The sequence below is a fragment of the Liquorilactobacillus sp. genome (genome assembly GCF_047719775.1).
GTDB lineage: Bacteria > Bacillota > Bacilli > Lactobacillales > Lactobacillaceae > Liquorilactobacillus.
Genome location: NZ_JBDNTS010000002.1, coordinates 47,742 through 60,766, shown reverse-complemented (window position 1 = coordinate 60,766; position 13,025 = coordinate 47,742). Strand labels below are relative to the sequence as shown.

The 13,025-nt window shown below is 36.4% G+C and carries 15 protein-coding genes; 11 read left to right on the top strand and 4 right to left on the bottom strand.

All coding sequences use genetic code 11. The annotated features are described in order from the left end of the window. Positions 1-114: 114 nt before the first annotated feature. The 5 genes from ABF682_RS01425 to ABF682_RS01405 are packed head-to-tail and all read left to right on the top strand — an operon-like array spanning position 115 to position 5,046. On the top strand, positions 115-1,401 hold the full coding sequence (locus tag ABF682_RS01425; protein WP_289980933.1) for an ABC transporter substrate-binding protein: 1,287 nt from the start codon (positions 115-117) through the stop codon (positions 1,399-1,401). Next, positions 1,385-2,275 carry a carbohydrate ABC transporter permease gene (locus tag ABF682_RS01420; protein WP_289980931.1) on the top strand — a complete coding sequence of 297 codons (891 nt, stop codon included), beginning with the start codon at positions 1,385-1,387 and terminating at the stop codon, positions 2,273-2,275. Before ABF682_RS01425 ends, ABF682_RS01420 begins: the two co-directional genes overlap by 17 nt. After that, positions 2,268-3,086 carry a carbohydrate ABC transporter permease gene (locus ABF682_RS01415; protein ID WP_289980930.1) on the top strand — a complete coding sequence of 273 codons (819 nt, stop codon included), beginning with the start codon at positions 2,268-2,270 and terminating at the stop codon, positions 3,084-3,086. Before ABF682_RS01420 ends, ABF682_RS01415 begins: the two co-directional genes overlap by 8 nt. A gap of 11 nt (positions 3,087-3,097) precedes the next feature. Next, positions 3,098-4,186 carry an ABC transporter ATP-binding protein gene (locus ABF682_RS01410; RefSeq protein WP_415618774.1) on the top strand — a complete coding sequence of 363 codons (1,089 nt, stop codon included), beginning with the start codon at positions 3,098-3,100 and terminating at the stop codon, positions 4,184-4,186. Between the two features lie 14 nt (positions 4,187-4,200). Next, positions 4,201-5,046 carry a metallophosphoesterase family protein gene (locus ABF682_RS01405; RefSeq protein ID WP_415618773.1) on the top strand — a complete coding sequence of 282 codons (846 nt, stop codon included), beginning with the start codon at positions 4,201-4,203 and terminating at the stop codon, positions 5,044-5,046. A 461-nt stretch (positions 5,047-5,507) separates the two neighbouring features. On the opposite strand, the gene ABF682_RS01400 is transcribed toward ABF682_RS01405, so the two are convergent. Next, on the bottom strand, positions 5,508-6,071 hold the full coding sequence (locus ABF682_RS01400) for an RBBP9/YdeN family alpha/beta hydrolase (RefSeq protein WP_415618772.1): 564 nt from the start codon (positions 6,069-6,071) through the stop codon (positions 5,508-5,510). 9 nt (positions 6,072-6,080) lie between these two features. Then, positions 6,081-6,698, bottom strand: coding sequence for an NADPH-dependent F420 reductase (locus ABF682_RS01395; RefSeq protein ID WP_415618771.1), 618 nt, complete (start codon positions 6,696-6,698; stop codon positions 6,081-6,083). A 116-nt stretch (positions 6,699-6,814) separates the two neighbouring features. Between ABF682_RS01395 and ABF682_RS01390 the strand changes: the two genes are divergently transcribed. The 4 genes from ABF682_RS01390 to ABF682_RS01375 are packed head-to-tail and all read left to right on the top strand — an operon-like array spanning position 6,815 to position 9,417. Next, complete coding sequence (locus ABF682_RS01390; RefSeq protein WP_415618770.1) at positions 6,815-7,543, top strand: SDR family oxidoreductase; 729 nt, start codon at positions 6,815-6,817, stop codon at positions 7,541-7,543. 9 nt (positions 7,544-7,552) lie between these two features. Then, positions 7,553-7,939 (top strand): hypothetical protein, encoded by a 387-nt coding sequence (locus tag ABF682_RS01385; protein ID WP_289980921.1) that lies wholly within the window; start codon positions 7,553-7,555, stop codon positions 7,937-7,939. Further along, positions 7,939-8,526, top strand: coding sequence for a TetR/AcrR family transcriptional regulator (locus ABF682_RS01380; protein ID WP_415618769.1), 588 nt, complete (start codon positions 7,939-7,941; stop codon positions 8,524-8,526). The genes ABF682_RS01385 and ABF682_RS01380 overlap by 1 nt, the downstream gene beginning before the upstream one ends. 12 nt (positions 8,527-8,538) lie before the next feature. Next, positions 8,539-9,417, top strand: coding sequence for an SDR family oxidoreductase (locus ABF682_RS01375; RefSeq protein ID WP_415618768.1), 879 nt, complete (start codon positions 8,539-8,541; stop codon positions 9,415-9,417). Positions 9,418-9,570: 153 nt separating this feature from the next. Here ABF682_RS01375 and ABF682_RS01370 read toward each other — a convergent pair whose 3' ends face one another. Next, a complete protein-coding gene (locus ABF682_RS01370) occupies positions 9,571-10,032 on the bottom strand; it encodes a MarR family winged helix-turn-helix transcriptional regulator (RefSeq protein ID WP_289980917.1) in 462 nt (153 codons plus the stop codon). 151 nt (positions 10,033-10,183) lie between these two features. Between ABF682_RS01370 and ABF682_RS01365 the strand changes: the two genes are divergently transcribed. After that, complete coding sequence (locus tag ABF682_RS01365) at positions 10,184-11,131, top strand: alpha/beta hydrolase (protein WP_289980916.1); 948 nt, start codon at positions 10,184-10,186, stop codon at positions 11,129-11,131. 519 nt (positions 11,132-11,650) lie between these two features. Further along, entirely contained in the window at positions 11,651-12,241 is a 591-nt protein-coding gene (locus ABF682_RS01360) for a TMEM175 family protein (RefSeq protein ID WP_289980914.1), read from the top strand. Positions 12,242-12,340: 99 nt separating this feature from the next. Here the strand turns inward: ABF682_RS01360 and ABF682_RS01355 are convergent, their stop codons facing one another. Next, on the bottom strand, positions 12,341-13,024 hold the full coding sequence (locus ABF682_RS01355) for an ArsR/SmtB family transcription factor (protein WP_289980913.1): 684 nt from the start codon (positions 13,022-13,024) through the stop codon (positions 12,341-12,343). Position 13,025: the final 1 nt, after the last annotated feature.

Here is a 13,025-nt window from a genome sequence, read left to right as displayed (position 1 = left end):
GCAAATGAGAACTTACAAGTACTTTACTTATTTTTTACATCCGCGTTACCTTTTTCAAACAGAATGGATACAAACTAGGATTATCATTAACTAGTAATGAAGGGAGAGATTTAATTGAAGTTTTTAACTCTGTTTAAGAGAACAGTTGGAATAATAGTTTTAATGATGGTAGCAGTTTTGTTTGCTGGTTGTTCAAGTGGTAAGGCAGCCTCAAAAAAGGTTGTTCACATTTCCTATTGGCATGTTAATGCACAGACTCAAGGAGGAGCCTCAGTAGATGCTCTTGTAAAGAAGTTTAATAAAACACATAAATACATAAAGGTGACAGCAAAATATAATCCTAATATGTATCAGGGACTAATGCAGAACTTACAATCTGCACAAGCATCAGGTAAAGTACCGGATGTTGTTCAAGTTGGTTGGGCATATATGAATTATTTTGCTGATAATTTTAAATATTTAACACCAACTGATGCGCAAAGTAAGTTTGATGGCAGTAAGACTTTCATTAGTAAGAATTTTACTACCCGAACTTTGTCTTTTGCTAAGGACAGCAAAGGAAAATTGGTTGGATTGCCTTATTCGTTAAGTACACCAGTCTTGTATTATAACAAAACAATGCTTGATAAATATGGTATAAAAGCTAGCAGTCTTTCAACTTGGGAAGGTGTCAGTGCGGCAGCTAAAAAAATTAAAGAAGCAAGTGGAAACTATGGTCTTTATATCCAAGAACCAGCTGATACATGGGCACAGCAAGCTTTACAGTTAAGTAATGGAGCAAAAGTCAAAAAGAATGGCAAAGCAGCATTTGCCAGTGCTGCAGGTGTAAAAGCTTATCAATTCTACCAAGATATGGTTATCAAAGATAAGACTGCATTACATACTCCTTGGGCGCAAGGGGTTGATGATTTTGTAAATGGTAAGGTTGCGATTGCGTATACTACTGTTGCGCAGGCATCTCATATTAAACAAAGTGCTAATTTTGATGTAGAAGCAATTACCTCGCCTCACTTTAAAGGACATAAGGCAACTGTTCCAGTCGGAGGATCAATGCTTGCTATTACTGCACAGAGTACGGAAAAACAAAAAGCAGCTTGGACTTTTGAAAAGTATCTGTATAAAAATAGTTCTCTGGTAACTTGGAGTAAAGGAACCGGTTATCTTCCACCTACTCAAAGTGCGTTAAGTTCACAAACATTTAAAAATTATCTAAGTAAAAATCCAATGTTGAAACCCGCTGCTAGCCAAATTAAAACAGCAGTTGCATGGACATCATTCGCTAAGAATGGTTTACAGGCAGAACAGACAATGATTGATGCACGTGACAAGATTTTATCTGGAAGCAATGTGCAAGCAACATTGAAAAATGCACAGGAGAAGATCAATGAACAACAGAAATAAAAAAAATAAGACTTTAACAATTGCTTATCTTTTTCCAACAGCGCTCATACTGTTGGTTTTTATTATAGCCCCGATAATATATACGTTCTATCTCAGCTTTTTTAATTGGAACTTAATTGCACCGACAAAAGATTTTGTTGGGTTAGAAAATTATTTCAGTATTTTTACGGATCCAGTCAATCGCAAGATTCTTTTAAATACAGTTTTCTATATTCTGTTATTACTCTTTTTAAATTTTTTAGTTCCATATTTTATTTCAATAATAGTTAAATTTTTCATTAGTAAAATGCAAACTGCTTATAAAATAATTTTTTTTATTCCTAGTTTATTTTCATTGGTAGTGGGAGCAATGCTTTTTTCTTGGATTATGAATCCCGTCTCGGGACCGGTTGCTTTTTTTATGCGGGGACTAGGACTTACCTTACCCAACTGGACTAATTCAGGAGCAATGGCTGTTGTAGTAATTTGTTTGATAACTAATTGGAAAGTTTTTGGTTATAATTTTGTCTTACTGCTGACAGGGCTTGGAAGTGTACCACAAAATATCATTGATGCGACTAAGATGGATAGCATCCCCAAGTGGAGAATGATTTGGGATATTGTTCTTCCATTGAATAAAAGTATTGCTTTTTATGTTCTGATTTTGACGATTGTACAAGGATTGCAATATGTCTTTACACCAATTAGTGTAATTACTCAAGGTGGACCATATTACGGATCATCTAATGCTTTGTACCACACCTATTTGAATGCTTTTGTTCTTTACAAAACAGGGAATGCATCGGCATTAGCCATAGTTACATTTGTTATCTTTTTGGTGCTCCTTTATTTGGAGATAAAATTTGTTGAAGGGAGAACGAACAGATATGAATAAATTCAGAGAAAGTGGTTGGCATTTTCTATTGATAGTAATCTGTTTGACTTTACTACTGCCAGTACTCTTCATGATTTCTAATTCTTTCAAGACACTGCAGGATTCTTATCATTCTATGCTGCAACTTATTCCGACACATCCAACTTTCAGCAACTATTTGACTTTGGATAAACAAATCAACCTTTTTAGAATAGTTTGGAATACATTTTTTATGGCAACAATTGTAACATTGGGAAAAATTATTACTGGTTTATTAGCAGCATATGCATTTAAATATTTTTCATTCAAAGGCAAAAAATTTTTTTACTTTGCTTTCATTTCCACGATTTTTGTTCCGTTTACAGTAGTAATGATTCCAAACTTTTTAGTGATTTCTAAGCTTAATCTATTGAACACAGCTCTAGGGGTGGCTCTGCCGCAACTTTGTGATGCCACAGGTATTATGCTCTTTCTCAAAGCAATGGATAAAATTCCGAATAGTTTGATAGAGAGTGTGCGAATTGATGATATTCCATCATACAAGATTTTGAAGGACATTGTGGTTCCTATTTTACGACCGAATATTATCAGTATAGGAGCGATTTTCTTTATTAATTCTTGGAATGAGTATGTTTGGCCAACATTAATTTTGAAAGACAAGAATAGTTTTACATTGCCATTAGCATTACAAAACTATATTTCTAGCGAGGGGGGAACCAATTTTCCTCTAGCTATGGCATTATCAACTATTATGATTATTGTGCCATTGCTGATTTATTTGATTTTTCAACGCTATATTTTAAATAGTATTAGCAGTTCAGGATTAAAATAAGGTGGTTAATTATGAGTAATAAAGTAATTTTAGAATTAAATGATGTTACGAAAAATTATAAAAAAACTAATATAATACGTAAAATGAATTTACAAGTTAAAGAGGGGGAGTTTCTAGTAATGCTAGGTCCATCAGGTTGTGGTAAGTCGACTACTTTGCGGATGATTGCAGGGTTAGAAGCTCCAAGTACTGGGGAAATTCTAATAGATGGTCGAAATTCAGAAAAAATCTCAAGCTTTGAGCGCAACATTGCGATGGTTTTTCAAGACTATGCATTGTATCCCAATATGACGGTCTATCAAAATTTGGAATACTCATTAAAAGTGCACAAAGTTAAAAAAGAAGAACGACAAAAACGGCTGGAAGCAATTCTTGAAACACTTAATTTAACCGCATATCGTGATCGTCTACCTGGACAACTTTCTGGAGGGCAGAAGCAGCGAGTGGCACTTGGAAGAGGAATGGTTAAGCAAAGTAAGATATTTCTTTTGGATGAACCTCTTTCGAATATTGATGTACAGTTACGTGAAAAGGCACGTGATGAAATTCAGTCGCTGCATGAAAAAAACCATCAGACAATTGTTTATGTGACCCATGATCAGTTAGAGGCCATGGCTCTGGGAGATCGAATTGCAATTATCAATGACGGGATTATTCAGATGATAGATACCCCAGATAATATTTATAATCATCCAACAAATCTTTTCGTCGCACAATTTATTGGTACTCCAAAAATTAATACATTAGAAGTTACCTGTAATCATGGAGAGCTTCTTTTCAATGAAAAGATTGTGTTTTCCAATACTGAACGGTTGGAAAGCTTGAATTTAGCAAGTAATCAGCTTTGTTTAGGGATTAGACCAGAACATGTAGTTGTGAAGAGAAAACGGACAGATTTATTGGATTTACCTGCGCAGATTGAAACTATTGTTGATTATGGGCGTTACCAGCAATTGACACTGAGTATAAAAGACGGTCAATCTATCAAAGCAATTATCACCAATAATGATTTTACTAGTGGTGACAATGTTTATTTTTCGTTTGCTGCAGAGAAAGTTTTATTGTTTGACTATGAGAATAAAAATAATCTTGAAAAATGAAAAGGAAGTTTAAAATGAATGATATAACAATTGTACAAATTTCGGATATACACTTGAATCCTGCGGGTAAGCAGCCGTCTTTTAATCAGCAGTTAAATCCACATGTTAAATTAGATATGGTATTTGATGATATAAAAAAGATAGCTGTTAAACCGGAATTTATTGTTTTGACAGGCGATCTCATTCATGAAGGAGTTGCTAGCGATTATATCCAACTGAAGAAAATCCTAGAAGAAAAAGAACGTCAACTTGGAATCCCAATCCAAGTTTTATTAGGTAACCATGATAGAACCGAGGCTTTTTATGAAGGCTTTTTACAGAAAGAACCACAAGATAAATATTATTATAAGAAAACCTTTTCCGGTGTGGATAGTTATTTTCTAGATACTACATTTGGAAATATCGAACAAGGATATCTCGATGAGAAGCAACTGAAGTGGCTAAAAGAAAGCTTGCTCGAAAATCAGGAAAGACCTGCGTTGATCTTTATGCATCATCCGATAGCAGGTGCATCATTACATTACATGCGCTTTAGTGTTTTACAAAATGGTAACGAACTGTTGGAAGTGTGCAGAAATGGAAATGTCAAAGGAATCTTTGCAGGCCATATTCACTTCGCAACTACCTATGCGACGGAAAGCATATTAAATGGTGTTGCAGAATCGACGGCCTATCATATTGATTGTCGTAACCATAAGATACATTATGTCAGTGATGCAGTTGGATATAATATTATTACACTTTCTGCAGCGTGTGAAGTTGGTATTGAGAATCAGCTTTTGCTTTGGAATCCGAAAATTGTGAAGGAAATTCCAATTGAACAAACTGATTTTATAAATATGAATAAGATAAAAAAATAATAAGGTGTCTTAGAGAGCCTATTATGGTAATTTCTTAGTATTGAAAAAAATTTCAACACAATTAAAGAAGGAAGAATCTTGGTTATTTTTTGGACTAAAGTTTGCTGGAAAAGCAACAATATTTAAAATAATATACGCAATAACTGCTAATTACATTTGGCATGTTGAGATAAAAAAAATTGTTCTACGAGAGACTCTAAGTGTCACATTGGGGTAAGTTATGTAAGATGATTTATTGCATGAATAAGAATCATAAAGATTAGGGCAAATATTGGTCCTAGCGGTTCCCCAATGGCATAAGCATCTTTAAACTTGGTAATTTTAATACCTAATGTGAGCTTGCTATTTGGCCTAGAATTTTTAAGAGTATAAAAAATAGATTGTTACTTTCTGAATACAGAAAATATCAATCCATTTTTGATTTGGTTATATTGATTAAACTTATTTCTATGACTTTAATCCTAGCGAGATACCAACAAATTTTTCAGTTCCTGATAAGCAACGGGGAGCTGAGTAATATGATCACGATCAATGAAGTGTTTACCATGAGGCAATAAAACAAATTTACTTTGCAAATGTCTTGCTAGAGTTTCGGCATATGGATAAGGAACGATATCGTCGTCTTGTGCCGAAATAACGGTAGCCTGATTTATTTTAGCGCGTAATTTTTGGTAATTTAGCGGTTGTTGCGTAAATTCGTCTAATTGTGGTAATGGATAGACTGGTTCATCAAAGCCGGAAACCAATAGTAAATTAACATTATTGATGTCATGTTGGTCTAAAAAACGCAAGGCGGTAATACAACCAAGACTATGCCCAATTAGAGTTAGCGATTCTGTGGAAGTAATGTTGCGCTCACAAGTCTTGTCCCATTCACTTTTTTTAGGGTCTAAGGAGTCAGGCATTGTTAAACTTGTAATGGATAAATCCAATTCAGACTTAACTTTTTCTCCTAACCAAGGAAACCAATGCTTCTCAGGATTAGCCGCATAACCATGAATTAAATAGATACTTTCTTTAGCCATTTTAAGCCTCTATCCTTTTAATTTAGCGATTAGTTCTGGGCGAGTTCCCTCAAAACCAAAGATATTTGAATCAGCCTGGATTTTGAAACTGTCTTTCAGTTCACCAGCATCATAAGGAACAAAGCCGATAGCGGTAATTAAATCCTTGACAATGGTCTTGTCGTTCGCTGCACCAGCAATTGGCAAGGCAATTTTTTTAGCTGCTGGTAGAGCTGATAATTGAGGGAGATCAACGACACCAAATGAATTGAAAGCCTTGACCACACGACTACCTGTAAAGTAGTTAGCAACATATTGTGAAGTGGCAATCTTGTGATCAATGAACTTTGGTAAATCACCATCACGTTTTGGGAAATAATTAGTTGCATCAATCACTAATTTTCCTTCTAATAACTCAGGCTGCACCTGCGAAAGTGTATTAAAGGGGAATGCTAGAACAACAATTTCTTGCGCTGCTGCATCTTCAATAGTACCAGCCTTAATATTGGAATTTCCTAATCTCGCAATTACGTCCTGCAAACTGGTAACACCATGGCGATTAGACAAGATAATCGAGTGTCCTGCCTGTGCAAATAGGCTAGCTAATGCTTGACCTACGTGACCACTGCCGATAAATCCGATATTCATAATAAAAGCCTCCTTGAATTTTTAGTTACTTTTTTGTTGACTTTGTAACACGATGTATTATACTACTAATTGTACAAAGTTACAAAATAAAAACAAAAGTAACAAAGGAGAAAAATATGACAAAAGTAGCAATCGTAACAGGCGCTTCACGAGGAATAGGTCGTGAAATCGCTTTGAAGTTAGCCACAGTAGGCTATGATTTAGTAGTTAATTATAATTCTAATAGTAAGGCAGCAGATCAGGTGGTACAAGAAATTGAACACTTAGGTCAAAAAGCTTTAGCTGTTCAAGCTAATATTAGCAAAGTTTCAGATACCACGGAGCTTTTTGAGCAAGCAATCGCCAAGTTTGGTCATGTAGATGTATTAGTTAATAATGCTGGATTGATGATTACCCAACCAATCAGTGAGGTAACAGAAGAAGTCTTTGACAGCCAGTTCCAAGTCAATGTAAAAGGAACATACTTTATGTTGCAAAATGCATTTAAAAAGTTAGCTGATAATGGGGCAATTGTTAACCTTTCAACATCAGTAAATGGACAGATGTTCCCTACCTATAGTGTTTATGCGGGAACTAAGGGTGCAGTTGAACAATTTACACGTCAGCTTGCTAAAGAATTCGGACAGCGTAAAATTAATATTAATGCGATTGCTCCTGGCCCGACCGGAACGGATCTGTTTTTAAATGGTAAATCACAAGAACAGATTGACCAATTGGCTTCATTAAATGCCTTCAATCGTCTAGGAAAACCAACCGATATTGCAGAAGCAGTCGCGTTGCTCGTTTCACCGAGTGCAAAGTGGATTAGTGGTCAGACCATACGAGTAAATGGTGGATTTATTTAAGGAGGAGCTATGGAAAAAACAATTGCCGATTATCAAACGATTCAACACAACTTTAATCAACGAGTGTCACAACAATATCAGTTGCCGTTAGAGACACCTTCAGAGGGAGAAAGTGTGTTAGTAAGCAGCGGACCAATTAAGATTAGTATGGATTTACAGCATGGTGAGGTGGTCTCAATCACGATTAATTGTTATGAAGATAATAATCCTGCGTGGGATGAGGTATTTGAAGGCTTTGAACAAGGAATGAACTGGTCTTCCATTAGTTTCTTTAATGCTTATCGAAAAGCGGTTAACGAGCGACAAACTGTTAGTGCTACAGCACATGGAATCCAAGCGGTTCACACTAGTCGTCCCAATGATTTAACTGTTGTTTTGACTCGGGTGGGAAAATAGTGGCAGACAAAAGTACAGATAATCGTAAAGTCGAAATTCTAGCTGCAGCTCAAGCCTTAATATTTGAGCAAAATACAGTCAAGATATCGTTAAATGAAATTGCTAGTCACCTTGGGATTACCCATGTGGCTTTGTACCGCCACTTCAAAAACAAGGATGATCTTTGGTTTTCCTTAGCTAAGTATTGGTTGTTTGGGACTGAAGCTAACTTAGCTGAAGTGACTGCTGCTTCGGCAGTTAATCCAGTCGAAAAATTGCATATTTGGCTAATGACGCTTACACATACCAAGCAAGATACCTACCAGCAACATCCCGCTATTTTCCGCTTATATACTGATATGGTTCAAAGCTATCCGGAATTAGAGGTAGAGCATCTTGAAAATTTAAGAGAACAAATTTTGACAATTTTTAAAATTGAAGAACCAAGCACTAGGAATTTGGCAGTGGCACAAGCTATTTTGGATGCTTTTAGCTTGTTCTATGATCCACGACATAAGGAATTATGGCTAGATGCCAAGATAAAAGTACGGCAAGAGAACTTATGGCACTTAATTAGTCCTAAAATCAAAATCGAATTTGAGCAATAAGGAGAATAAAAAATGAAACAGGTTATTATTATTACAGGTGCCTCCAGCGGCTTTGGAGCTTTGAGCGCTCGAAGCTTAGCACTAGCTGGCAACATAGTTTATGCAGGAATGCGTGAAACCACGCAGCGCAATCGTCCACAAGTATTAGCTGCACAAGAGTTTGCGCAAACCAATCAAGTTCAGCTTTTGCCAATTGAGTTAGATGTCAATAGCGAGACTTCTATTCAAGCAGCGGTTGATCAAGTTATTGCTGAACAAGGGCAGTTGGACGTTATTATGCACAATGCTGGTCATATGGTGGTAGGCCCAGCCGAGGCTTTTACGCCGGCACAAGTAGCTGAATTGTATGATATCAATGTTATTTCAACGCAACGAGTGAATCGGATTGTATTGCCATTGTTGCGTAAACAACAGCATGGTTTAGTTCTCTGGGTTTCAAGCTCAAGTGTTAAAGGCGGAACTCCACCTTACCTAGCACCTTATTTTGCCGCCAAAGCTGGGATGGATGCCTTAGCTGTCTCTTATGCAGCTGAATTAAAGCGGTTTGGTGTTGAGACTTCAATTATTGTTCCAGGTTCATTTACCTCAGGGACCAATCATTTTCAGCATGCTGGACACCCAGCAGACGATGCTGTAGCAGCCGAATATGACAGTAAATACCCTAACTTAATGCAGCAGGTAGGCGAAAAGTTAGCGCAATTGGCACCAAGTGGCAGCTCTGCGCAGTTAGTGGCTGATGAAGTTGTCAAGATTGTCTCGACTCCCGCTGGACAACGGCCTTATCGGGTTCATGTTGATCCTGCTGATGATGGCTCTGAAAAAGTTTCTGACGTGGCAGATGCTAACCGCGCAGCATTTTTAGAGCGAATAGGTTTAGCAGATTTAATTTAAAGAGAAACAAAGATGATATAAGTCTGTAAAATTAGAATAATAGCACAAAGTTATTAACCTGGGTCAAAAATTAAGTTTTGACTTATGGAGTATATTGATAGTAATAATTAAAGAGGTTATGCCAAATTTTAATAATGATGGCACAACCTCTTTTTAGTTTTTATGCTCAGAATCGGCTTGTTGCAAATTGTGCCATAGCTTGTTTGTCAATTGCGATAACTGCTGCCATTCGGTCGAGGATAATTGGCTATGATCTAATAACACATCAGGCAGTGTTTGCATTGCAATTCTTTTTTCTTGTCCTTGGGGTGTTATCGCGACATAGACAATTCGTTCATCATCCTTATCGCGCTGTTTTCTTAATAATCCAGCAGTGGTCATTCTTTTAATTAAAGGAGTAACTGTTCCGCTGTCTAAAGCTAAGTAGGTGCCGATTTCTTTTATTGTGAGCTGGCGATGTTCATATAAAATTACTAGAACTAGGTATTGTGGGTAAGTTAAACCTTGTTCTGCTAGAGTTTGATGATATCCTCGCTGAATTGCTCTGGAAGTTGCGTAGAACAAGAAGCACAGGTGTTCATTTAAAGGTAATAATTCATTGCTTGAATTTGACATATTTTTTTCCTCCTAGTAGCTATAACCAATATATCTCCTTTTTATTTTTTTTTCAAATTGCTTGTTTGAAATTTAATTGTTGACAAATCAATTGTGCACAAGTAATATAAAAGGTGTTCCAGACAACTAAACATCTAGGAGGATTTTATTTATGACTAATCGAATTTCTTTAGAACAAGCAGCAATTGATTTTAGTGATGCGAATGCGGGTCATCCTCGAATCTATGAGTTAGCGCCACAAGCTGGTCGTAATTTATTGGAAGAGGTCCAAGCAACAACGATTAAGAAGCAGCCAGCAGATATTGAAGACATAGAATTTGAAACTGGTAAATGGGGAAACATCAACGTGCGCTTTGTACGTCCGGTTGGAGAACAAGCAGTCTTGCCCGTAATCTTCTATATTCATGGTGCAGGATGGGTCTTTGGCAGTGCGCAAACACATGATAAGCTAATTCGTGAGTTAGCAGTTCGGACTAATTCAGTTGTCATATTCCCAGAATATTCACGCTCACCTGAAGCACAGTATCCAACTGCTATTGAGCAGAATTATAGCGTTCTTCAACAATTAGCAGCACTTCAAACTGAAAAGAAGTTCGATCTTAACCGCTTGACCGTTGCCGGTGATTCCGTAGGCGGAAATATGGCAACAGTCATGACAATTCTGACAAAACAACGTGTTGGTCAGCCAATTCAACAACAACTGTTATTTTATCCTGTGACTGATGCAGGTTTGGACACACAATCGTATGCAGAATTTGATGATAATTATTATTTAACCAAGGAAGGAATGGTCTGGTTCTGGGATCAGTATACTCGCGATCCTAAGCAACGCGCTGAAATTACAGCATCACCACTTAGAGCTTCACTTGAAGACCTGCACGGATTGCCAGAGGCATTGATTCTAACCGATGAAGCTGATGTTTTACGTGATGAAGGTGAAGCATATGCAAAAAAATTACGTAATGCTGGTGTAGCAGTTACTCAAGTCCGTTTTCAAGCGATGATTCATGACTTTGTTATGCTAAATACTTTGGATCAGACTAAGGCTGCTCGTGCTGCCATGGATTTAGCGACTGCTTGGATTAATCAAAGAAATTAAAATATAACTTATGATTCAGTTTTTTCTCGATTAAGATAATTTTATAGGATAGAAAAGATGGGCTTAGATTGTTTAACGACTTTCTAAGTTTTTTGTTGGGGCTGGGTCAAAAGTTAAATTTTGATTCAGTTTCTCTATTTATTCCGTATAAACGTGTTTCATAAGTCAAAATTCTCCGTCTAACTTCGAATTACTCATAGCAAAGTGCCTGCTATGTTCGTAATTTCGAGTTAGTACTCAAATTTCCCCCGACTTTGTACTGCCTTTTGTTGTGCCTGATTTTAACGAATGGGCGAGTCAATTATGAATGGTACGCTGGTGGCAAAATGTATTTTAGAATAAGTGTTTAAGTAGTAAAAGAGCTTTTGATTTATTATAATAATAGTGGTTTTAAATGAGGTATTTTTTGGAGTTTTAATTTTAAATAGGCTGTTGCGCTCTACAAAGAATATTTTTCAGGGAATTGTTGAAGGACACTAAATTTGTACCGAAAGATTTTTGATAAGGAAAGGGAAGAAAATGAAGAAAGATCGAGTTGAAGCATATACTGATGCGGTTGTAGCTATTATCCTTACTATTATGGTTCTTGAATTTAAGACCCCAGAGTCGGCTCGCTGGGAGGAAATAATCAAACAAATCCCCTACTTCTTTGCTTATATTGTAAGCTTTATTTTTATCGGGGTTGCTTGGTACAACCATCACTACATGTTTACCTTAGCTAATAGAATATCGAAAAAGGTTTATTGGGTCAATAATTTATGGCTTTTTAGTATGTCCTTGTTACCAGTTGCGACTGGGTGGGTAGGAAAGTTCCCACAGTACTCTGGGCCAGAGTACTTGTATCTGATTATCTTCACTTTTTGGAGTGTGTCTTATCTTTGGTTATCAAATTCAATTAAGAATACAAAAGAACACCGTAACACAGCAGTTAGCAGGAAAATTGAAGAAATGCGGCCATTCAGATTCCTTAAATCAATTTTCTTCCCCATTTCTGTTTGTGTAATTGCGCTTGGAATCTATATATATCCACTGATTGGCATCACGATTACCTTTGTAGAACTAATTGTACTGGGTTTTCTAACACCTCAGGATAGTGATCGAATTGATTAAAATCACTATCTTATGGGCGAATAGAGCATAAGTAATATTTTAAATCATTTTCGTGGATCACTAGATTTTGAAAAGCTTTTTCGAATACAAGGACAGCATTTATAACTTTATATTCAATTTTTCTTGTAAAAAAGCATCCCCAGTCGAGGTTACAACTAAAGCACGTTTTATACTTTTATGTGATACAACAAATTTATTTTTTGCAAATGATAGAAATAGAGCATGACCAAGTGCGCCACCAACGTGATGTTGACGCTCACTCCAATCTAAACACTGTGTCGTGAATTGTCTTTTTAAGTTATGCAGATTTTGAGTATCAATGTTAAGAGCATCTTTTAAGAAAGTTATCCCAAGTTCAGTGGGATGAAATTCTGAATCTAAATATTTTTTTGTGACAAGAGATTGAGCAATGAGTACTCCAATATGACCAGCCATATGGTCGTAACAGGTACGAAACAATTCATCCTTTTCAAGATCAAGAGTGCGCTGCAGTGAGCGTGCTCTTTTTTGTGGCGAAATTGGGCTAAGTTGTTCTAATAATTGAGCAACATCAGTATTAGTTAGGAAAAAATAATGAAAGCGACCTGATTTCTCCATTCTAATCCAATTATTATTAAGAAATTCATTTAGATGATGGGTTACAGTTTGTGGTGTTATTTGGCTGGCTCGAGCAAGCTCTGTTGCTGTATGCCCCTTATAGTCCATCAATTCATCAAGAATCTTCATTTTTGATGAATTGGAGAGTGCCTTAGCAATTATTGTAATATCAGGGAATTCATTCATT

Excerpts from the sequence above, each read along its gene's own strand:
- ABF682_RS01395 (WP_415618771.1), bottom strand. The coding sequence starts at position 6,698 with ATGAATATCGGATTTATCGGCAGTGGTCACGTAGGTCAAGCATTAGCT.
- ABF682_RS01370 (WP_289980917.1), bottom strand. The coding sequence starts at position 10,032 with ATGTCAAATTCAAGCAATGAATTATTACCTTTAAATGAACACCTGTGC.
- ABF682_RS01360 (WP_289980914.1), top strand. The coding sequence starts at position 11,651 with ATGAAGAAAGATCGAGTTGAAGCATATACTGATGCGGTTGTAGCTATT.
- ABF682_RS01405 (WP_415618773.1), top strand. The coding sequence starts at position 4,201 with ATGAATGATATAACAATTGTACAAATTTCGGATATACACTTGAATCCT.
- ABF682_RS01375 (WP_415618768.1), top strand. The coding sequence starts at position 8,539 with ATGAAACAGGTTATTATTATTACAGGTGCCTCCAGCGGCTTTGGAGCT.
- ABF682_RS01390 (WP_415618770.1), top strand. The coding sequence starts at position 6,815 with ATGACAAAAGTAGCAATCGTAACAGGCGCTTCACGAGGAATAGGTCGT.
- ABF682_RS01415 (WP_289980930.1), top strand. The coding sequence starts at position 2,268 with ATGAATAAATTCAGAGAAAGTGGTTGGCATTTTCTATTGATAGTAATC.
- ABF682_RS01355 (WP_289980913.1), bottom strand. The coding sequence starts at position 13,024 with ATGAATGAATTCCCTGATATTACAATAATTGCTAAGGCACTCTCCAAT.
- ABF682_RS01420 (WP_289980931.1), top strand. The coding sequence starts at position 1,385 with ATGAACAACAGAAATAAAAAAAATAAGACTTTAACAATTGCTTATCTT.
- ABF682_RS01400 (WP_415618772.1), bottom strand. The coding sequence starts at position 6,071 with ATGGCTAAAGAAAGTATCTATTTAATTCATGGTTATGCGGCTAATCCT.
- ABF682_RS01365 (WP_289980916.1), top strand. The coding sequence starts at position 10,184 with ATGACTAATCGAATTTCTTTAGAACAAGCAGCAATTGATTTTAGTGAT.
- ABF682_RS01410 (WP_415618774.1), top strand. The coding sequence starts at position 3,098 with ATGAGTAATAAAGTAATTTTAGAATTAAATGATGTTACGAAAAATTAT.
- ABF682_RS01385 (WP_289980921.1), top strand. The coding sequence starts at position 7,553 with ATGGAAAAAACAATTGCCGATTATCAAACGATTCAACACAACTTTAAT.